The 19,316-nt window shown below is 51.6% G+C and carries 26 protein-coding genes and 1 tRNA gene; 15 read left to right on the forward strand and 12 right to left on the reverse strand.

What is annotated here, in order from left to right:
- Nucleotides 1–35 precede the first annotated feature (35 nt).
- From NUS69_RS04075 to NUS69_RS04100, 6 genes are all read left to right on the forward strand, one after another.
- A complete protein-coding gene (locus NUS69_RS04075; protein ID WP_258084546.1) occupies nucleotides 36–419 on the forward strand; it encodes a RidA family protein in 384 nt (127 codons plus the stop codon).
- A 25-nt stretch (nucleotides 420–444) separates the two neighbouring features.
- Nucleotides 445–816: a Mov34/MPN/PAD-1 family protein gene (locus NUS69_RS04080; protein ID WP_258084547.1), complete on the forward strand. Its 372-nt coding sequence runs from the start codon at nucleotides 445–447 to the stop codon at nucleotides 814–816.
- Nucleotides 817–873: 57 nt separating this feature from the next.
- Nucleotides 874–1,251: an ArsR/SmtB family transcription factor gene (locus NUS69_RS04085; RefSeq protein WP_258084548.1), complete on the forward strand. Its 378-nt coding sequence runs from the start codon at nucleotides 874–876 to the stop codon at nucleotides 1,249–1,251.
- Between the two features lie 4 nt (nucleotides 1,252–1,255).
- Nucleotides 1,256–1,555, forward strand: coding sequence for a MazG nucleotide pyrophosphohydrolase domain-containing protein (locus NUS69_RS04090; protein WP_258084549.1), 300 nt, complete (start codon nucleotides 1,256–1,258; stop codon nucleotides 1,553–1,555).
- A gap of 173 nt (nucleotides 1,556–1,728) precedes the next feature.
- Nucleotides 1,729–2,178: an Lrp/AsnC family transcriptional regulator gene (locus NUS69_RS04095; protein ID WP_258084550.1), complete on the forward strand. Its 450-nt coding sequence runs from the start codon at nucleotides 1,729–1,731 to the stop codon at nucleotides 2,176–2,178.
- A 76-nt stretch (nucleotides 2,179–2,254) separates the two neighbouring features.
- The gene (locus NUS69_RS04100; protein ID WP_258084931.1) at nucleotides 2,255–2,968 is read left to right on the forward strand and encodes a DUF92 domain-containing protein; all 714 of its coding nucleotides are present in this window, start codon (nucleotides 2,255–2,257) and stop codon (nucleotides 2,966–2,968) included.
- 135 nt (nucleotides 2,969–3,103) lie between these two features.
- Here the strand turns inward: NUS69_RS04100 and NUS69_RS04105 are convergent, their stop codons facing one another.
- The 9 genes from NUS69_RS04105 to NUS69_RS04145 all read right to left on the reverse strand — a co-directional run bounded on the left by NUS69_RS04105 (nucleotide 3,104) and on the right by NUS69_RS04145 (nucleotide 9,025).
- Nucleotides 3,104–4,159 carry an SPOUT family RNA methylase gene (locus tag NUS69_RS04105; protein WP_258084551.1) on the reverse strand — a complete coding sequence of 352 codons (1,056 nt, stop codon included), beginning with the start codon at nucleotides 4,157–4,159 and terminating at the stop codon, nucleotides 3,104–3,106.
- Between the two features lie 101 nt (nucleotides 4,160–4,260).
- Nucleotides 4,261–4,863 (reverse strand): 30S ribosomal protein S3ae, encoded by a 603-nt coding sequence (locus tag NUS69_RS04110; protein ID WP_258084552.1) that lies wholly within the window; start codon nucleotides 4,861–4,863, stop codon nucleotides 4,261–4,263.
- Nucleotides 4,864–4,878: 15 nt separating this feature from the next.
- A complete protein-coding gene (locus NUS69_RS04115; protein ID WP_258084553.1) occupies nucleotides 4,879–5,139 on the reverse strand; it encodes a KEOPS complex subunit Pcc1 in 261 nt (86 codons plus the stop codon).
- The gene (locus NUS69_RS04120) at nucleotides 5,129–6,556 is read right to left on the reverse strand and encodes a DHH family phosphoesterase (protein WP_258084554.1); all 1,428 of its coding nucleotides are present in this window, start codon (nucleotides 6,554–6,556) and stop codon (nucleotides 5,129–5,131) included. The genes NUS69_RS04115 and NUS69_RS04120 overlap by 11 nt, the downstream gene beginning before the upstream one ends.
- Nucleotides 6,557–6,584: 28 nt before the next feature.
- The gene (locus NUS69_RS04125; protein ID WP_055428677.1) at nucleotides 6,585–7,040 is read right to left on the reverse strand and encodes a 30S ribosomal protein S15; all 456 of its coding nucleotides are present in this window, start codon (nucleotides 7,038–7,040) and stop codon (nucleotides 6,585–6,587) included.
- An 83-nt stretch (nucleotides 7,041–7,123) separates the two neighbouring features.
- Nucleotides 7,124–7,555, reverse strand: a complete 432-nt coding sequence (locus NUS69_RS04130; RefSeq protein WP_258084555.1) for a lamin tail domain-containing protein — start codon at nucleotides 7,553–7,555, stop codon at nucleotides 7,124–7,126.
- Nucleotides 7,556–7,673: 118 nt separating this feature from the next.
- Nucleotides 7,674–7,751: transfer RNA gene (locus NUS69_RS04135), tRNA-Met, on the reverse strand.
- 100 nt (nucleotides 7,752–7,851) lie between these two features.
- Complete coding sequence (locus tag NUS69_RS04140; RefSeq protein ID WP_258084556.1) at nucleotides 7,852–8,562, reverse strand: hypothetical protein; 711 nt, start codon at nucleotides 8,560–8,562, stop codon at nucleotides 7,852–7,854.
- A gap of 13 nt (nucleotides 8,563–8,575) precedes the next feature.
- Entirely contained in the window at nucleotides 8,576–9,025 is a 450-nt protein-coding gene (locus NUS69_RS04145) for a hypothetical protein (protein WP_258084557.1), read from the reverse strand.
- A 138-nt stretch (nucleotides 9,026–9,163) separates the two neighbouring features.
- On the opposite strand from NUS69_RS04145, the gene NUS69_RS04150 reads away from it, so the two are divergent.
- The 3 genes from NUS69_RS04150 to NUS69_RS04160 are packed head-to-tail and all read left to right on the forward strand — an operon-like array spanning nucleotide 9,164 to nucleotide 12,025.
- Entirely contained in the window at nucleotides 9,164–10,324 is a 1,161-nt protein-coding gene (locus NUS69_RS04150) for an aconitase X catalytic domain-containing protein (RefSeq protein ID WP_258084558.1), read from the forward strand.
- Between the two features lie 9 nt (nucleotides 10,325–10,333).
- Nucleotides 10,334–10,726, forward strand: a complete 393-nt coding sequence (locus NUS69_RS04155; protein ID WP_258084932.1) for a DUF126 domain-containing protein — start codon at nucleotides 10,334–10,336, stop codon at nucleotides 10,724–10,726.
- Between the two features lie 42 nt (nucleotides 10,727–10,768).
- Nucleotides 10,769–12,025, forward strand: coding sequence for a site-2 protease family protein (locus tag NUS69_RS04160; protein ID WP_258084559.1), 1,257 nt, complete (start codon nucleotides 10,769–10,771; stop codon nucleotides 12,023–12,025).
- On the opposite strand, the gene NUS69_RS04165 is transcribed toward NUS69_RS04160, so the two are convergent.
- A complete protein-coding gene (locus NUS69_RS04165) occupies nucleotides 12,015–12,581 on the reverse strand; it encodes a hypothetical protein (RefSeq protein WP_258084560.1) in 567 nt (188 codons plus the stop codon). The genes NUS69_RS04160 and NUS69_RS04165 overlap by 11 nt on opposite strands.
- Nucleotides 12,582–12,698: 117 nt before the next feature.
- Between NUS69_RS04165 and NUS69_RS04170 the strand changes: the two genes are divergently transcribed.
- The 5 genes from NUS69_RS04170 to prf1 all read left to right on the forward strand — a co-directional run bounded on the left by NUS69_RS04170 (nucleotide 12,699) and on the right by prf1 (nucleotide 15,318).
- Nucleotides 12,699–12,875: a class III signal peptide-containing protein gene (locus tag NUS69_RS04170; protein WP_258084561.1), complete on the forward strand. Its 177-nt coding sequence runs from the start codon at nucleotides 12,699–12,701 to the stop codon at nucleotides 12,873–12,875.
- A 77-nt stretch (nucleotides 12,876–12,952) separates the two neighbouring features.
- Nucleotides 12,953–13,144, forward strand: coding sequence for a hypothetical protein (locus tag NUS69_RS04175; RefSeq protein WP_258084562.1), 192 nt, complete (start codon nucleotides 12,953–12,955; stop codon nucleotides 13,142–13,144).
- A 55-nt stretch (nucleotides 13,145–13,199) separates the two neighbouring features.
- Nucleotides 13,200–13,757 (forward strand): HEAT repeat domain-containing protein, encoded by a 558-nt coding sequence (locus tag NUS69_RS04180; protein WP_258084563.1) that lies wholly within the window; start codon nucleotides 13,200–13,202, stop codon nucleotides 13,755–13,757.
- A gap of 10 nt (nucleotides 13,758–13,767) precedes the next feature.
- On the forward strand, nucleotides 13,768–14,004 hold the full coding sequence (locus NUS69_RS04185) for a pro-sigmaK processing inhibitor BofA family protein (RefSeq protein WP_258084564.1): 237 nt from the start codon (nucleotides 13,768–13,770) through the stop codon (nucleotides 14,002–14,004).
- Nucleotides 14,005–14,070: 66 nt separating this feature from the next.
- A complete protein-coding gene (gene prf1 / locus NUS69_RS04190; protein WP_258084933.1) occupies nucleotides 14,071–15,318 on the forward strand; it encodes a peptide chain release factor aRF-1 in 1,248 nt (415 codons plus the stop codon).
- A 2-nt stretch (nucleotides 15,319–15,320) separates the two neighbouring features.
- Here prf1 and NUS69_RS04195 read toward each other — a convergent pair whose 3' ends face one another.
- Nucleotides 15,321–16,202: a dihydrodipicolinate synthase family protein gene (locus NUS69_RS04195; RefSeq protein ID WP_258084565.1), complete on the reverse strand. Its 882-nt coding sequence runs from the start codon at nucleotides 16,200–16,202 to the stop codon at nucleotides 15,321–15,323.
- Between the two features lie 95 nt (nucleotides 16,203–16,297).
- Between NUS69_RS04195 and NUS69_RS04200 the strand changes: the two genes are divergently transcribed.
- On the forward strand, nucleotides 16,298–17,368 hold the full coding sequence (locus tag NUS69_RS04200) for an AAA family ATPase (protein ID WP_258084566.1): 1,071 nt from the start codon (nucleotides 16,298–16,300) through the stop codon (nucleotides 17,366–17,368).
- Here the strand turns inward: NUS69_RS04200 and NUS69_RS04205 are convergent, their stop codons facing one another.
- Entirely contained in the window at nucleotides 17,369–19,297 is a 1,929-nt protein-coding gene (locus tag NUS69_RS04205; protein WP_258084934.1) for an arginine--tRNA ligase, read from the reverse strand.
- Between the last annotated feature and the right edge of the window lie 19 nt (nucleotides 19,298–19,316).

Genomic DNA, 19,316 nt, shown 5'->3' on the forward strand with positions numbered 1-19,316 from the left:
TCGCTGATCAACGGAACAAACTGGAGGTGGTGTAAATGAAGAAGGAAATAGTTTTCACGGAAAAGGCCCCCAGGCCAATAGGCCCCTACAGTCAGGGAGTAATCGCCGAGGGCAGGTTCCTGTTCGTTTCAGGGCAGATACCTATAAACCCAGAGACAGGAGAGCTGGTGACTGGTTCGATTGAGGAACAGGCCGAGCAGGCAATTAAAAACCTCATAGAGGTCGTTAAAGCGGCAGGCGGAAGCGCCGAGAACATCGTGAAGGTTACCGTCTACATCACGGATATGAGCGCGTACGCCAGGTTCAACGAGGTCTACGAGAGGTATTTCTCAACCTCAAAGCCCGCCAGAGCTGTCGTAGAGGTCTCGAATCTGCCCAAGGGAGTTGCTGTCGAGATAGAGGCGATAGCGATTCTCTAGTTTTTCAATATTTTTGGTGAGCGAGATGGAAAAGGTGAAAATCCGGCGCGAACTGTTGGAGTATCTCTTGGAACTCGCCCGCGATTTTTATCCCAATGAGTTCGCGGGTTTTTTGAGGGAGAAGGGAGGGGTATTTGAGGAGGTGCTCATAGCCCCAAACCCACACTTCGGGAGGAGTTCAGCCTTCTTTGACACCTGGATGCTCCCCTACGATGAGAGCATCAAGGGGACGGTTCACTCCCATCCGGGGCCGAATCCACGGCCGTCCCGGGCGGATTTGAACTTCTTCTCAAAGTTCGGCGGGGTGCATATCATAATCGCCTATCCCTTCGTGGAGGACAGTGTGAGGGCGTACCGCAGCGATGGGAGCATGCTTCAGATAGAAGTCGTGGAGTAACATCATGTGAAAATTCTTAAAAAGAAACCCCTATAATCCCGTTATAGGTGTTGTGCCATGAAGATTAGAGACCTCTTGGATGAGCTTAACGCAAAGCAGAAAGAAACGGTTATCCACTGTGCAGAGACCTGCGGTATTCCTGACCTCGACAGGGAAGTGGAAATCAAGATAGAGGGCGACATGATAAAGTTTCTGAAGGCCCTTTCGAACCCGCTGAGACTCAAGATACTCAAGCTTCTCAGGGACAACTGGCTCTGCGTGTGCCTGATATCCAAGATACTCGACCAAGATCAGACCCTGATAAGCCACCACCTGCGCACCCTCAAGTCACTCGGACTGATAATCGAAAGAAAGGAGGGCAAGATGCACTTCTACAGAACCAACACCGAAGTCCTCCAGAGGTACCTTTCCATGATAAACACCGAGCTGGTGTAACGTTATGAACGAGCTGCAGAGACGGGTCGATGAGCTTGTCACCGAGTTCGGCGGCTACTGGGAACCCTTTCAAATGCTCGCAGCCTTCGTAGAGGAGGTCGGGGAGCTTGCGGACGAGCTCCTGAAGGTGGAAGGAGTCAAAGGGGCTGGAGATCTAGGTAAACTGGAGGAGGAGCTCGGTGACGTTATGTTCGCACTTGCCTGCATAGCCAACTACTATAAAATAGACCTCCTGGATGCGCTTGGAAAGAGCGTTGAGAAATACCGTGAACGTGACAGAAGGAGATGGCCCGGCAATAGATGAATATCCAGATCAAGTATGATGCCAGTTGTAACACAAAGAACTACCATACTGCTGGATTAAACGGGAATGCCCGGTAAAGCGAATGACTAATTGATTAGAAATCCTCCAACTTATCGAAACATTTTTATAATCAGAGAGCTCAACTTTCACCATGATTCGGGGGAGGTGGAGACATGGCCGATAAAATAAACGGGATTGACATAAGGATTTTGAAGCTCCTCGCCAAGAACGCCCGCCTTACCTACAAAGAGCTTGCTGAAATTCTCGGCACTACGAGGCAGAGGATATCCAGGAGGATGGACCGTCTGGAGAGGAACGGCATCATAAAGAAGTACACCGTGATACCCAACTATGATGCCCTCGGCTACGTCCATGTGATACTTGGGATCACTATCAAGCCTTCGGTCAGTATTGACGAGATCATCCCTGCCCTCGTTGAGGACGAAAACATCAAGATAGTCGAGCGCGCCCTCGGTTCACACAACCTTGTGATACACATCGTTGGCCCCAAGGACATGAAGGAGCTTGAGAAGATTATAAACGAGGTCTCCCGGAAGATACCCGGCATAGACAAGCTCGATATAACCTTTGTTACGGAGACTGTTAAGTTTGAGGTTCTTTGATCTCTTTTACTTCATTCGCTAATAGACGAAAGAAAGAGTAATAAAGGCTTTTTCAAATCCTCCTCCGGTGGCAGGAATGCTTGAGAGGGTGGCAGTGGATCTTGCAGTGGTCGCAGGACTCGGCATCGGTTCGTACAGGTTCAAGGCTCTCGACGCTAAAGGCGCAATCACTGCGGCACTTCTGGGGCTGTCAGTCATAGAGCTGGGCGGAGTGTACCCCTTTGCCGCACTGCTGACCTTTGTGGTTCTGGGTGTTTTGGCCACCAAGTACAAGTTCAGGGAGAAGGCCAAGCTGGGTGCCGCTCAGAGCAGGGGTGGAATAAGGAGCTGGGGTAACGTTCTCGGCAACGGTCTGGCGGCCCTTATCTTCCTCGCATTCGAATATTTCTCCCAGATGGACGTCTTCTGGGCGGCCAGTTTTGCGGCCATAGCAACGGCCAACGGGGATACCCTTGCCAGTGAGCTTGGCAAAATCTTTGGAAAAAGTCCCAAGCTTATCACAACCCTTAAACCCGTCAAGCCGGGAGTAAACGGAGCGGTTTCATTGGCGGGGGAAGTCTTTGCCGTTGTGGGTGCATTTGTAATAGCCCCCTTTGCCCTCCCACTAACGTCGGAAAAGGCAGCAATGCTCTTCGCCATTACCCTAGGTGGCTTCATCGGCGTTAACCTGGACAGCCTTATAGGGGCAACCCTTGAGAACGAGGGGATAACCAACAACAACTCAACTAACTTCCTCGCGAGCCTCTTCGGCGGCTTTATCGGCGCCGTCCTCTTCCACCTCATTGCGTGAAGTTTTAAAACCCTAGAAGGAACTCTTTCCGGCGGATGATGACTACGGCGGATTCCTGAACGGTGAGGAAGACCTTAGGGTCTGACGCCGTTTGTATAAAAACACAAGTGCAGAATTGAAGAATTAAAGAAAAACTCAGGTTTTTTCCTCCCGCTTCCGGGCGTACTCCTCGTAAACCTCCCAGAGTGAAACGAGCGCGGCCGGAATGCCGTGCTCTGTGGCAAACGTCATGTACGGTGCAAGGTCAACCACATAGTCTGCGAAGCGGAAGAGACCCCTTGGGATACCCTCACGGGAGCCGACAAAAATTATGACCTCCTTCGCATAGAACATATCCTTTGCGAGCCTGTCCTTCACCTCCGCGAGCGTTGGCCCCTTGGGGTCGGTTATTATCAGCAGTCTCTTGCCCCGCCTCTTATCACGGACGACCTGATAGAGATCCCAGACGCTCACCGGGACCTTCTCAACCTTCCAGGGATAGGCCTCGCGCTGTATCTGGTGCCTGCTCTCCTGGCCGATTTTAACGCCTTTTATGAACTCGGCCAGCTCAAAGGCGTCCATCTTCTCCTTGGGCGCTATTATGAGCTCTTTCACCTCGAAAGCCTGGGCAGCCCGGCCTATCTTTTCACCGAAGGAGCGACAGGCCTTGTAGTCTCCCCAGTAGGGCATCTGGACGAGCGTAACCTTTCGGAAAAGTTTTCTTGCGTCTATCTTTTCGGGTGTGAACTTTCTGAACTCCTCCCCCGGAACAACGGAAATGTAAGCTTTGTCGCCTATTATCTCAACCTGAACGACTCTGTCCGGCCAGCTGAGGTTTACGTCGGCATTCGTGAGCTCCCTTATTTTTGCGCCGAGCTCACGGTTGACGTCCATACTGGTGAACCCGTGCTTTCCGCGCCTCTTCGTCTTCACGGCGAAGGTCTCGTTTTCGCTGATTAGGGGTGCAATTTTTTCGGCAGTAGCGACGATCGCCTCAAGCTCGGCGGGAACTTCAGCGATGACAGGGATGAGGCGCTCGACCTCGGGAATCTCAAGTATCTTTTTCTCGACGTTTTCATCCCCGGTTTCGACTATCACAAGCCCGGAGTAGCCCATCGGCGATGCCCAGACGTTCGCATCGGGTATGGCCTCCCTGATGTAGTTGGCGGCGACACTCTCCATTCCCCGCTGGGTTTTGACTATGAACTTCATGACCGCACCTCCGGTGAGGAATCGGCGGGAGGTTTAAAAGCCTGCCGAGAAGGCCAAATTCAAATTAGTGACCACGCAGAGAATAGAGAATTGAGAGGCCTTCAGGCCTCCGGCTCGGCGAGAACCTTGATCTTCCTGATCTCGGCCCTCTTGATCGGGTATATCTTTCTGGCTTCCTTGGCTATCTCCGCGGCCATCTTGCCGCTGACGGCCTCAAGGATGAAGTCCTTGTAGTTGAGCTCCCCGGCCTTCTTGTAGATGATGTCCCTGATTATCTCCCTGATGGCCCTCTCCTGGCTGGTCTGTATCCTGCGGTAGGCGATGACCATGCCCATGACGCGGAGCTTGTAGCCGTCCTTGGTGGTGATGTTGAATATGCCATCAACGCGGGTGGTCCTCCTCCTGACGAGGCTCCTTATGTAGCTCCTAGCGAGGGTGTGGCCCTTGAACTTGGTGTAGGCGTTCTGGCCCTTGACGTCGTAGATCTGGAAGTAGAGCTTGACCTGGCCCTTGGTGAAGTCGCCGGTGAGGTCCTTGAGGGTGGTCTCGATGACCCTTCCGATGACCTTCTCGGGGTCATCAGCTGGAGTAAGGCCTATCTCCTTGCTTCCGAAGAAGTCCGGAGCGTAAACTATATACCACTCTTTCATCTTCCACTTATCCTTGGTAGCAGCAGCCCTCTTCCTTGGGTTACCCTTTGCCATCTCAACACCTCCAGTTCACACCTTTTCGGTAACATCTTCGGCGATTTTGATTGAAAACACCAAATCGTCCAGCGCTTTGATGAGTGTCTCAATCTCACCCGAGTATTTAACCTTTGTTATGACGTCCCCATTTTCCCATCGGGTTAGCACATTTAAACTTTTCTTTAGGCTCTCAGGAAGGCCCACGTTGTCCACTTCCAGTGCCTCGGCTATGGCCTCCGCCCTTTTAGCATCGCTGTAGTGCCAGACTATCTCCGCCCTGGCCTCAATCTTCACTGCTCTTTCCCCCCACCTGCCTTTCAAGCGCCTCGTTGAACAGCCGTATGAACTCGTCTATCCTGTCCTTAGGAAAGCGGATTCCAGCTGCGATAGCGTGCCCTCCACCCTCACCGCCGAGCTTCTCTGCAACTTCTTTGAGCGCCTCTCCCAGGTGGTATCCCTTGGCCAAGGCCTTCTCTGTAGTTCTGGCGGAGCCCTTTACGAGGTCTGGATCCTCGTCGCTATCGGCCAGCACAACGACGGGCTTCTCCGGGTCGACGAGGCCGGCGTTTATCGCTATGTTTGCGGCGATTCCAACGAGGGTATCTCTGATGTTTCTGCCAGCGTAGAAGACGTACGCATGCTCCCCCTCGTCGGCCATGCTCCAGTTCTGGATGAGGAACTTTCTTGCCTCGATTTGCTCCCGCTTGTAGTCCTCCAGCATCTTTCTTGCCTTTCGGTAAGCATCCTCGTCGCCGAGGCATATGGCAACGCCCAGGGTTCCGGCGTTTAAGCGACCGGTGGCGTTGAGGAGCGTCGCAAACTCCCTGGCCTCGTGTCGTGGATCGCCCTCGGGGTAGAGGGGGCTTATAACGACATCCCCGATGAGCCTGTCTATTGCCTCTTTGGGGGCACCGTGCTTGATGAGGTGTATCACCAGCGCGTCGTGGAGCTTTCTCTTTTCCTCTTCCCTCAACTGCCAGTACTTCATGTCCGGGTCGAAGCCCTTGGCGCGGAGCCACTCTATGGCCTTCCTCTCATCTCCGGTTATCTCGGGGATCTCAGGATGGGTGGCGTAAGCCAGCATCTGATAGAGCGGCCGGCTCTCCCTCCCAAAGAGGCGGAGCTCTTTTCTGATTTCCAGGATATCCAGCTCTCTGCCGTCCTCAATGATATCGCGGTTAAGACCGTGGAAGGTTCCGTCTATTTCCTGCATATCTCCGACGGCACCAACGAGGGCGATATAGGCCATGTCCATGTTCCTCTCGTTCATCTCCCTGGCAACGAAGTAGGAAACGCCAGAACCGCTGAGGTCTCGAACACTGTTGGCACCAAAGGGAACGGGGTTTACCAGCACGTGAGAGTCCGTGGAAAACTCATTCTTCTCAGGGGGGTGGTGATCGGCAACAACAACCGTGGCGAAGTCGAGATGCCGCTCTACCAGTTCCATGGAACCGCTTCCGAGGTCGGTAAAGACATATATTCTGTGCTTCTCTGCAGCAAGCTCCTTTATGAGCTCCTCGCTGAGCTGTTTGACTATGCTGAGCTGGAAGCCTCCACCTTCCCGGGCAACGGCCTTGGCAAGAACCGCCCCTGCGGTGATCCCATCAGCATCGCGGTGGGAGACTATCCTGATAGTGTGTCCTAGCTCGATGTGCATCCTGATTAGCTCTGCTCCCTCTCGGGCCTTCTCCAAGAAAGCACCCCTGTCCATTTTACCACCTTATAAGAAGGAAAGGGAATCAGCGGACCAGGAGCTTGGCCTGCTCCGGATCGTAGCGCCACTTGGCGGGCAGCTTGCCGGTTCTCCTGTAGTACTTGACAAGCCTCCTGATCTTGCTCTCGGTGAGCTGGAGGCCTCTCCTGGAGTGCTTGTCCTTCGGGTGCATCTCAAGGTGCTTCCTGAGCTTGACGGCCTTCCTGATGAGGGCCATGAGGTCCTCCGGGATCTCAGGGGCAAGACCGTTCTCCTCAAGGATCTTGGTTATCTTCTTGCCGGTGATGAGCTTGACGCTCGGAATGCCGTACTGGTCCCTGAGGATCGTTCCTATCATGGCAGCGCTGTAGCCTTCCTTCCTGAGCTTGATAACGAGCCCCTCGACCTCCTCCGCCGTGTACTCGACCCAGGTCGGCGGAGCGGTCCTCGGTGGCCTCTTAGAACCAGACTTACCCCTCTTTCTCGCGTGTATCCTTGCCATATCATACACCTCCCGGTGACGGCCAGCTCCCGCCAGCCGCCCCTCCGCATCGGCGTAGAAGGAGGAGTTTAAAAAGTTTGCCGTCAGTGACAGCTGACGGCCCCGCCTTCTTTTCCAGTCCAGCTGCAACTGTCCACAAGGTTTCCCTCAGAATCATATAGATAGGCAGTGTCTCCATCGTTGTTCCATACTGCCTGCTTCCTGCCCCAGTAGAGGTCCGTTTCAGTGTCCGTACCCTCGCCGGTGTGAACCTTAACACTCGCCCCCGCCTTTAGAACAAAGCCTGCAGGGAAAGTATAAACATGATTGCTTTCGTCCATCAGTTTCCATCCACCCATGTCAACATCGGCGGATCCCTCGTTCGTTATAAGGACGTATTCCCCGCTCACATCGCTACCGGGAGGGTTGTATTCCACGTAGGAAATAACGACTTTGAGATTTTCGGAATTCGTGGACAAGAGTCCCATCACTACGTATATTGTAAAGGCAACTACGCCAATTGCAACGGCAAGCATAAACAGGTGCTCAATTAAACCTTGGGCCCGCCGCATAGATCATCACTGTTCCCCACAATTGTAATCTTGAGAGCTATTAGTACAGGACACTAGAAAAATATTATTCCAAATAAACAACTGGTAGCGGGGGGAGGATTTGAACCTCCGACCTCCGGGTTATGAGCCCGGCGGGCACTCCTAGCTGCCCCACCCCGCTGCTCGACCCGTTAGTTAGTGAACAGGGGAGGGTTTATAAATTTTGTGGCGGGACGAAGTTATACCAAACTGCCAAAAATAGGAAGAAAGCGGGGAGAGTATCAGTCGAGCGGTGTTACGTCCACCACGACTTTGGCGTCTTTGCTGCCGTATTCGAATCTAACTGGCATTCCCTTGCTGTTTACAAGCACTTTCCATTCCGCCCCGTTTCCGGCAGTAAAGCGATATTCAAAGAGCTTTTCCTTGAGTCCAAGCCCCATAAGTATCCTGTCCGTCAGGGAGAAGGAGCCCTTGAGGGCCTGGAAGTTCTTGGACTTGAGGGCAACATCGCGTAGCATCAACGTGGGCAGATTCGCCTTCAGCATCCCCATAGCCTGCTCCTGGCTGATTCCGTAGTACCTCTCCCAGAACTGAAGTATGTCCATCTTAGTTCCATTGGCGAGGGTTACGGTTCCAGAAATCCTTCCTGTATTGAGGTCAAAAACGGCCTCGCCTTTCATCACAAGGGAACCGTTTATATACAGCTCGTCGTATTCGGTGACGATTCCCTTGGTGAGATCCACAGTGCCCTTCGTCACCGTCTTGCCGGTGTATAAGAACTCCCGCCGAATGCTCTTCGAGTTCCCGTTGTGGACTACATAAACCCGGTACTGCTTGAATTCAACGCTACGGGAAAACTGATACTTCTTCGTGTTTTCCAAGGCCAATGCCAAAGTTTCCTGGGAGGGTGGCTGAGAGAGGGCATAGGCAGTGCTCAGAATACCTCCAAGGACGATGAGAACTACGACAATCGGGAAGAGATACCTCCTCACTCACATCACCCCCTTAAAACGTTCCTGCACCAACGAGTTTGTAGTGCCACCGCATAGTCATTGTGGAGCGGGGTCCGCCGTCATAGTCGTCAAGGAATGGATAATAGAAGCTCCCCGTGAAGCTCGCTTGAGTATATGTCCTCGACAGAGAGAAGCCCTGGGTATTTGTGAGTTTCACTGATGAGTAGTCCAGGAAATAGACTCCAAGCACTATCACCGCGATACTGGAATGTCCCTTACCCTCATACCAAGACGTAGAGTAAGACTCCACTTCCCCCCTCATCACAAAGGCATAGTAGTTGGGCCACAGCCCAACAGTCTTGGTGTCGTAGAAGGATGCTCCCGTGTCCGACAGAACCACGTCGTATGTGCCTCCCCAGAAATCTGCCGCCACCTGCCCCGCAGTTATGCTACTAAACACCAAAAACAGTAGCAAGGCTGCCTTCTTACTCCGGCTTCCCATAGGCAACACCCCCGATAGGCATTAATTATTATCATGAAAGGTTATAAAATTTCCGTTATAAAACCCCATGAATCTTGACTTTAGCCAATAGAAGCAAGAGCTTATAAGCAGAGAAGTCTCCTAGATAGTGGTGGTTAGATGTATCTGACAAAGGAAGAGGAGCTCATACTCACTGGGGAATACGGGTATGCGCTTCAAAAGGCGATGGAGATACTTGTTGCTCTCGGCGAGATATACGGTGCCGACAGGCTCATTCCGATCAAAAGTGCCCAGATAGCAGGTGTTTCGTACAAGAACATCGGAGAAGCTGGTGTTGAATTCCTTCAGGACTTTGTGGATGCAGGTGCAAAGGTCAGCGTCTATACAACTCTGAATCCAGCAGGGATAGGTGACGAGGATTTCATGGAGAAGCAGATTGAGATCCTTGAGCTTTACCGCAGGATGGGAGTTGAGATAACCTCAACATGCACACCTTACTACGGAGCGAATCTCCCAAAGTTCGGAGATCATCTGGCATGGAGTGAAAGCTCAGCCGTCAGCTTTGCAAACTCCATCCTGGGGGCAAGAACAAACAGAGAAGGGGGGCCCTCAAGCTTGGCCGCGGCAATAGTTGGCAAGACCCCCAACTACGGCCTCCACCGGGAAGAAAATAGGAAGGCAACAATCAGGATCAGTGTTGAGGCCAAAGTAGAGACATTCGTTGACTACTCCGCCCTTGGCTATCATCTCGGAAAGGTTCTGGGAAACGATGTCCCATACTTTGTTGGGTTGAATCCGAAAAACTCAGATTTTCTCAAAGAGCTCGGCGCTGCGATGGCCGCCAGCGGAAGCATAGCCCTCTACCATGTTGAGGGGGAAACTCCCGAATACCGCAATGCCATCGTAGACAAAATCGAGACAATAACGGTTGAGGACTCTGACATCCAAGCCGTCAAAGAGCAGTTCTCAGACGAATGGAGCGAAATTGACATGATACTCATAGGTTGTCCCCACGCATCCCTGGCAGAGATTAAAGAAATCGCCGAACTCCTCAAAATGCGGGGGAGGCCTCTTAGAATCCCCCTGTTTGTAACAGCCAGCAGGGCTGTTAAAGCTTTGGCGGACTCGCTTGGTTATACGGACATCATAGAAAGGTACAACGGCAGGATTATCCCAGATGCGTGCTTTGTGGTCTCTCCCATAAGAGACTGGTACAGGGGGATAGCAACCAACAGCGGAAAGAGCGCGTTCTACTTCCGTTCATTCGGCTTCAGCGTACGGCTGGATAACGTGGAGAACCTTATTAATAACGCTCCGTGAGGTGGGATGATGATGCTCAAAGGCAGAAAAATAGTCGGCGGAAAGGCTGAGGGAGAACTGGTAGTCTCCCAAAAACCCCTATCATTTCTAGGTGGAGTTGATCCCGAAACAGGGATTGTGACGGACGCTGAAAGCGATATACGTGGACAGAGCATAGCCGGGAAAATACTCGCCTTTCCGCGCGGTAAGGGCTCAACTGTAGGTTCATATGTCATCTATGCCTTAAAAAAGAACGGAAAGGCTCCGAAAGCAATAATCGTCGGCGAGGCCGAGACAATAGTTGCTACGGGTGCAATAATAGCTGGGATACCCATGGTGGATGGAATAGATGTCTCAAAGCTCACCACCGGAAAACGTGCCCGTGTGGATGCCGACAGCGGACTGGTCGAAATTGAGGAATAGACTTTTTAAGCCATCCGGACTATTCAGATTTAGGGGAGCCAAGTGCCAAGGGGAATCTACGAGTGCATCAACTGCAAGCACAGGGAAACGCTGGATTCCACTGAACCTCTTCTCGAAAAGAGCTGTCCCGTTTGCGGGGGAGACATGGTTCTTGTTGAGTTTCAAACCGATTTCGATGAACTTACCCTCCAGACAGCCCCTCAACCAAAGCCCTCAACACTTCCAGAGACCCTTGAGAACAAGCTCAGAGAGTTTTACCTCGCTGACCTGGAAAGAATGGAGGACAATGTTTTCGTTTTTAAGGTTCGTGAGATCCTTGAGAGCGATTTTGAAAAGGTCCTGCGGGAACTGGAGGAAATGGGGTACTGGGCCACCCTCAAAAAGCGTGATGACGGTGTCATGCTTTTCGTATTTCCTGCGGGAGAAGTGAAAGATGACAACAAGTGGCTTCCCTGGGTGTTCCTGATAGCCACAATCTTTACCACCCTACTTGCGGGCTATTACCTTTCATTAACATACATTCAGGTTCTGGATTATTACGGTATTCCCGGAATACGGAATCCATACATCAATGCCATCGCGTTTTCGATAAGTGTTATGGCAATACTCGGCACCCATGAGCTTGGACACAAGATAGCAGCTGCATATCACGGCGTTAGAGCGACGATGCCGTATTTCATACCCTTCCCAAGCATGCTTGGAACTCTCGGAGCGGTGATACGGGTTAAGTCCCCTCTGCCCACAAGAAACGCCGCCATAGACTTGGGAGTCAGCGGTCCAATAGCGGGTTTTTTAGTTGCGATTCCAGTTAGTATAATCGGCCTCAGACTCTCGGTTCCAGTGCCCCAACACTTAATTCCTCAAACCCAGGGCGGAATAGCCTTCGGTGAAAACCTTCTGTTCCTGCTCATTGAGAAGTACATCGTTACGTTCCCTGAGAACACTGTCGTGTTCCTTCATCCGGTTGCCATCGCTGGGTGGGTTGGAATCTTGGTGACGTTTTTGAACCTCATTCCAGCGGCCCAGCTGGATGGAGGACACATCGCCCGCTCATTCCTCGGTGAGAAGACCCATCGATATCTTACGATGGTTGTGGGGCTTGTTCTTATTGGCATGAGCTTTCTCTGGGTCGGCTGGCTTATATGGGGGATGCTGGTTCTCCTGATGGGTTCAGCCGGCAATCCTGGTGCGCTTGATGAGGTCTCCCCAATTTCAAAGAAGCGGCTCGCACTTACAATTCTGGCGTTTATAATCTTCGTAATCTCGGCAACGCCGAGACCCCTGTGGGTCACCGGCTAGTGCCTTTCCTGTCCCTGAGAATCTGCTCGATATCGTAGTATATGGAGTCCCTGGACACCCCAAACATTCTGGCTATCTCTGAGATGTTGAGGACCCTCGGATTGTAGTTGAAGTTCTCGAGAACTTTGGATAGCAGCTCTCTGCGCTCTTTGATTGTATATTCGGTGAACGATTTTACCTCAAGAGGGGCGTTGTAGACAACAACCCCCACCGCATACGTTCGTCTTGTCACAGGGGTTGTATATGTTCTGATCTCAAAGTCTACAATTTGAGCGCCTCTAGGCAGCGCAGAGTTAAGTTTTTCCAGAGTTTTTTGTATTGCATCTTCCTTGTGTTTCCCGGGGGAGTAATCAGCTAGGATTCCCTTTCGGTTGTTACCACTGGAGTCAAGTAGAAGTGTTACTGTAAGGTTCATGAAAGCACCAAATGTCAGACGTATTTTTGAAGAATGTATAATGCCATGCTTTGATGATAAAATGTTCTGCGACTTTGAAACTATATCTCTTACACAATCTTCAATATTAACAGATTCAGATTGAATAGCTATTAATTCCACATAACCACCCCTGTGCTTTCTACAGTATTGGGGAGATTTGACTTAAATTTGAGGAGAAAGCTATATAAGCTTTTTCAGTGCATTAATGTATGAAGTAATCCTTTGGGGGTGAATATCATGAAGAGGAAGGCCCAGGGTGCTATCGAGTATCTGTTTATGATTGCAGCTGCCTTGATAATAATCCTGATTGTGGTCAGGCAGCTCCAGGGTAGAACCAGCAGTGCCACCAACACCATAAACAGCACTGCCAATGAGCTTAACCAGAGCCTCCAAAACCTCAACCAGAGCGGCTGATCCCAAAAGTACCTTTCTTTTTAATCTTAATCCTTCACTTTAAGTTAGGAATAGATTAAGTTGCATGGTGGTCAGGGGTGAGTAGGAACGCCCAAGCGTCTTTGGAGTACATCATGATGTTCGCTGTTGGCATGCTAATTGCTGCCATAATAATATACCGGCTGATAGGGATCAAAGGACTTGCCAAATGGGCAGGGAGCCAAATGAATAGTACAGGCAAGGAGATTGCAGAAGGCTTTCAGAATTTAAGCAATACATCAAACCAATAAAGAAGCAAACCTTTTTAGTGAATAGGTATTCAGTTCTATTCCAAGGTGGTGCCATATGGGATTCCTATCTTTTGGCTCAAAAAAAGATAAAATAAAAAAACTCATAGAAAGGGAGCGATTCGATGAGATTGTGTCAATGGCAGTAAAGGATAAAAAGGCCTTAGATGCACTCATAGAACTTCTGGATGATCCTGCTCCAGGCATCCGAGGGGATGCATTGCTCCTTCTTGGAATGGTGATCGAACAGAGGAGTGACGTTATCGAGCCATATGCAGGACGAATATTTCCAAAGGCGGTTGAGCTGACCAAAAATAGAAACCCCTACGTAAAGGAAAATGCAATGATCTTATCGTATGAAATCGCACGCAGATTCCCCAACAAAGTTATGAACATTAAGAACACCATCGTTGAAGAACTTATAAGTGAACTGAGGGAGGGGGACAAAAACACTAAGGGGTTCGCGTTAATACTCGTAGGAGAAATTGGAGCGGTTGAGGCTAAAAAGTACGTAGAGGAGCTAATCGGCGTCGAGGACAAGGTCATACTGCCGTTTGAAGGCAAGAAATGGATACCCCTCGGAGAGATAGCAAAAGAGACCCTTGAAAAGCTCTGAGGTGTTGGAAATGATCGAGACACTGGTTTTCCTTGTCCTGCTGGCCCTCGTCGGTTATATAGTCCTTAAGCTGACGCTGGCGGTAGTGAAGTGGCTGGCCGTCAACACGATAGTTGGGCTCGTCCTTATAGGGCTCCTCAACTTCCTGGGAGTAACAAACATCGAAATAACTCCACTGAACCTGCTGATAGTTGCCGTCGGTGGTATCTTGGGAGTCTTTATCCTGGTGCTGTTATCCTTTTTATAGTCTCCAAACCTTTATAAATTCCCTTTTCGTGCCCTTAACGGCGAGAAGTTTTCAGGGGTGATGCTCATGTCTCACAAGTCAGCAGAGATGTATGAACTCAAGAAAAAGGTTGAGGAGCTGAAGAGCTATCGAGGTCGTGCGACTGAGCTTGTCAGCCTGTATATTCCAGCAGGATACGACATAAACAAGGTTATGCAACAGCTCAGAGAGGAGTACGGGACGGCACAGAACATAAAATCCAAATCAACCAGAAAGAACGTTTTGGGTGCACTGGAGAGAGCCATGCAACACCTCAAGCTCTACAGGAAGACACCCGAAACGGGCCTGGCCCTTTTCGTCGGCAACGTCAGCGAGCAGGAAGGGGTAAGCGACATAAAGCTCTGGGCGGTGATTCCCCCCGAACCGCTCAAGGTCAGGCTCTACCGCTGCGACCAGACCTTCGTTACTGAGCCCCTTGAGGAGATGCTCCGCGTTAAAGACGCCTACGGCCTGATAACGGTCGAGAAGAATGAGGCCACCATAGGTCTCCTGCGCGGGAAGAGGATAGACGTCATTGATGAGCTGACATCAAACGTTCCGGGAAAGACGAGAGCTGGAGGTCAGTCCGCCAGGCGTTACGAGCGAATTAGAGAGCAGGAAACGCATGAGTTCATGAAGCGTATAGGCGAACATGCCAACAAGGCCTTTCTCCCGCTCCTTGAGAAGGGCGAGCTGAGGGGTATAATCATAGGCGGCCCGGGACCGACCAAGGAGGAGTTCGTTGAAGGTGACTACCTCCACCACGAGCTGAGGAAGAAAGTAATTGGCGTTGTGGACATAAGCTACCACGGGGAGTACGGTCTGAGAGAGCTCGTGGAGAAGGCCAGTGACATACTCAAAGACCACGAGGCCGTCAAGGAGCGCCATCTGATTCAGAATTTCTTCAGGCATCTCGTCAAGGACACCGGGATGATAACCTATGGTGAGAAGGAAGTCAGAACCGCCCTTGAGCTAGGTGCCGTTGACACACTCCTGATAAGTGAGGGATACGACAAGGTCAGGGTTAGGGCGAAGTGCAATGCCTGCGGCTGGAGTGAGGAGAAAACGATGAGCGAGCAGGAGTTCCACATATACAGGAAGAAGCTCACTCACTGTCCAAAATGTGGAAGTCAGAATATCAGCTTTGAGAAGTGGGACGTTGCCGAGGAGCTTATAAAAATGGCGGAGGAGAGCGGCTCCGAGGTGGAGATAATCTCCCTTGACACAGACGAGGGCCAGCAGTTCTACAAGGCCTTCAGCGGCCTCGGGGCCTTCCTCAGGTACAAGATTCAGTGAACTCAGTCCAGCACCTCGGCGAGCAGTTTTCTTATCCCCTCTTTTACGTCCTCCCCGTCCATCTGATAGGGCGATCTCAGGACAGGTTTTATCGAAAACCCCCTGAGCGACATTGCAAGCTTTATTGCCGAGCCAAAGGACGAGGCAAGGTCATAGACCTTGGAGAGCTTTGCCAGTCTTCTCGCATGCTCAAAGGCTTCTTCGAACCTCTTTTCCTGGAAGGCCCTGTAGAGAGCAAGATGAACCTCCGGGGCAAAGTTGGCACAGGCCATTATACCCCCGTCCCCTCCAAGGATTAACGTGTTCAGGAAGTGCTGGTCGAGACCCGTGAAGACCCTGAAGTCCTTTCTCTCGCCCTTCACCTCAAGAATCACGTCGCGGACGTGGTTGACGCTGTCTATCGTCTCTTTTACACCGGCGATGTTTGAGTACTCCAGGGCAAGGCGCTTGATGAGGGAAATACTGAGGGGATTGGCGCAGGAGGGGATGTTGTAGAGTATGATTGGGATATCCGTCTTCTCCGCAACCATCGAGTAGTGCCTGAAGAGGGCGTCGTCATTGAGGGGGCAGTAGTATGGTGGGGCTATGACGACGTAATCTGCCCCGATATCCTGGGCATGCTTCGTAAGCTCAACCACCTCGAAAGTGTTGGAGGATGCGGTACCGACAAGGTAGAACGTCGAGTTAACGAGTTCCCTACCCTTCTCGGCCAGAAACTTCCTTTCCTCGATGCCGAGGCTCGTGAACTCCCCGGTTGTCGCGTTTATGAATATTCCGTGAACGCCGACCGTCTGGAGAAACTCGATGTGCTCCTCAAGCGCCGGAACGTCAACGGAGTAGTCCTCATTGAAGGGCGTCACAAGGGGCACTATAACACCGCGCATGGAACCACCAGAGGGTTTTGGGGGATGGGGTATTTTAGGGTTCCGGAAAAGGTTTTAAGTATCGGTACCGATACCTGGTATCGGGGGCGATACCTATGCTCTTTGACCCGAGACCCAAAGAGAAGAGAGAAGACATGTTCGACCGCGATAGGGAATTTGAGGAACTCCTGCGTGGAATGGAGGAGTACCCAATAACCATTCTCATTGGAATCCGTCGCGTGGGCAAGAGTTCCATTTTAAAGGTTGCTCTAAGGGAGTACGATGGGATTGGTGTCTATCTCGATGCAAGGAGATTATACGCCGCCGGAGGCGGAACGATGAGCCAGAGCATCCTAGTGGAAGAGCTCACTAGGATTCTAGCAGGAAAGGGCAGAATGGGGTTCCTGGCAGGAGTAAAGTTAGAACGGATTAGTCTTGGGGGTATAAGCATCAAACCCCGGGAGGCCACCATTATAGACGTATTTGAGCTCCTCAACGGCATTGGAGAAAGGTCTGGAAAAGTCCTTCTTGCATTCGATGAGGCCCAGTATCTTCGTTTTTATGGCTCGCGGGGTGGAAAGGACCTACTGGCCGGTATAGCATATGCTTACGATTCCCTACCGAACCTGGGCTTCGTTTTCACCGGCTCAGAAGTTGGTCTGCTCCATGATTTTATGGGAATTGATGACTACTCAAGTCCGCTGTTCGGCAGGGTATACGATGAAGTTGAAGTCAAACCATTTACAAGGGAACTTTCAGAGGAGTTTCTTTGGAGGGGGTTTAAAGAGGTCGGCCTAAGCGTTTCAAGGGGGGACATCCAAAGGGCTGTGGATGAGCTCGATGGTATTCCTGGCTGGCTTGTGGAGTTCGGTTTCAATTATTGGAAGAAGCGGAACTTCCAAAAAGCCCTTGAGACCACCATGGCTAAGGCAAGAACCATGATAAAAGAGGAATTACTGGAACTCGAAAAGCGCTCTCCCAGGTATCCCCTAATACTCAAGGCGGTCGCTATGGGTCTTTCACGATGGGGTGTCATCCGGGACTATGTTGAAGCCAAGGGTGGACCTATAACAAACGCAAGACTCGCCTCACTCCTTAAAAACCTGGAAAAGATGGGCTGGATAAGGAAGGAAAACGGCGAGTACCGGATAATCGACCCGGTGGTGGAAAGAATATTGAGAGGGTAACTACATCTTCTCAGGCGCCTCTATGCCGAGCAGTTCAAGGGCATTCCTGAGAACCTGCTTTACGGCCAAAACTAAGAGCAGTCTCTCCTCCACTATGCCTTCCTCAGCCTTGAGCACCGGGTGGTCCATGTAGAACTTGTTGAAGAGCGAGGCGAGCTCGTTGGCGTACCACGGGATGAGGTGGGGCTTAACGTCCTTTCCTGCCTGCTCCACGATCTCCGGGAACTTTGCGAGAAGCTTTATCAGTTCTTTCTCGCGGTTCGTGAGCTTCGAGAAGTCCGCCTTCTCAAGGAGCACCCTCCACTCGGTGTCAACGCCGCTCTCCTCCGCCTTCCTGAGGATCGAGGCACAGCGCGCGTGGGCGTACTGGACGTAGGGGGCGCTCTCGCCCTCGAAATTGAGAACGTCCTCCCATCTGAAGGTGATTATCTTGTCCGGACTGTACTTGACCAGGTTGAAGCGAACCGCTCCAACTCCAACGGCCTCCGCGATGTTATCCTTCTCCTCGTCACTAAGGCTAGGATTCTTCTGCTCGACGAGCTCCCTGGCCCTCTGGACGGCCTCGTTGAGAACCTCGTCGACGGTGAAGCCGACCCAGGTTCCCTTCCTTCCCGAGAACTTGCCTTCTGGCCTTACAACATGCTCGTAAGCCAAGTGGTGGAAGTTTTCGGCGCTTTCTTGGAAGCCGAGGAGCTGGAGGGCGTACTTTATAGCCATCTGCGGGTGCTTCTGCTCGGCACCGATGACGTTGACAACTATATCCGCCCCCCCGAAGCGGCAGGGTATCTCATCCCCGTCGGGAGCGGTCGTCCAGGTCTCATGCTCTTCGCGTTTGTCCCACGGCTTGTAGAGCATGTCGGCACTTACCTTCCCGAACTTCCAGAGGTGATAGGCTATGTCCTTGCCAGTGTATGTGGCCGTTCCGTCGCTCCTTTTGAGGACGAGGAATGGGTTCTTCATGTCAGGAAAGAGCCTCCTCAGATCCATCACGAAGGCGCCCCTGTACTTACCCTCAGTGGCCCAGAAGAAGTTCTCGTTGGCCTCGATGAGTTCGTAGGCCTCATCGAAGATTCCACTCCGCATTATGTCGCTCTCCCAGCTGAGCAGATCGTAGGCTATGCCCATGCGGTAGGTTGTCAGCATCTGGGCTTTGACGACGCGCTCTGCCAACTTCCTGCCGATTTCGGCTATCTCATTGTCTCCTTCTTCGAGCTTCTTCATCAGCTCGCGGACTTCCTTATCAACCTCTGGATTCTCTTCTATGCGTTTGTTTACCTCGACGTAGAGCAGCCCCATGACGTGGTCTATGAATTCTTCCTTCAGGCCCTTCTCCCTCAGCTCTGCCTCAAGCCTCTCAAACTTGTCCTTCAGATGGAGATAGCCCCAAAGAACCTGGGCAAACTGCACCCCAAGGTCGTCTATGTAGTTCTGGACTTCAACGGTGTAGCCGAGCTTCCGCATTATCCTCGCCATCGTGTCGCCGAGAACTGCGTTCCTGGCGTGCCCCATGTGGAGGGGCTTTGTCGGGTTCACTGAGGTGTGTTCAACGATGACCTTCTTTCCGGCCCCAACCTCACTCTCTCCGTAGGCGTCCCCTCCATCGAGTATCTCGCGGACGAGGTTTTTGGCAAATATTTCATAGTTCAGATAGAAGTTTATGTAGCCGTTCACGGCCTTGACCTCTGAAATCTTCTCCGGAAGTTTCTCCTTGAGCCTTTCAACGAGCTCCTCGGCGATGAGCTTCGGTGCCTTCCTGAAAACCCTCGCCAGCTGGAAGGAAACCGTAGTTGCGAAGTCGCCAAGCTCGATGCTTGGAGTGTCGTCGAAGGTTATCTCACCTTCCCACTCTTTTCCAGCCTCGTCCAGCATTTCTTTCAGAGTTTCTTGGAGGATGAGCCTGATTTTCTCCTTAACCTGAGCGTATCCCATTCCCACCACCGCAACCACT

Origin of the sequence: Thermococcus thermotolerans, assembly GCF_024707485.1 — an archaeon.
Lineage (GTDB): Archaea > Methanobacteriota_B > Thermococci > Thermococcales > Thermococcaceae > Thermococcus > Thermococcus thermotolerans.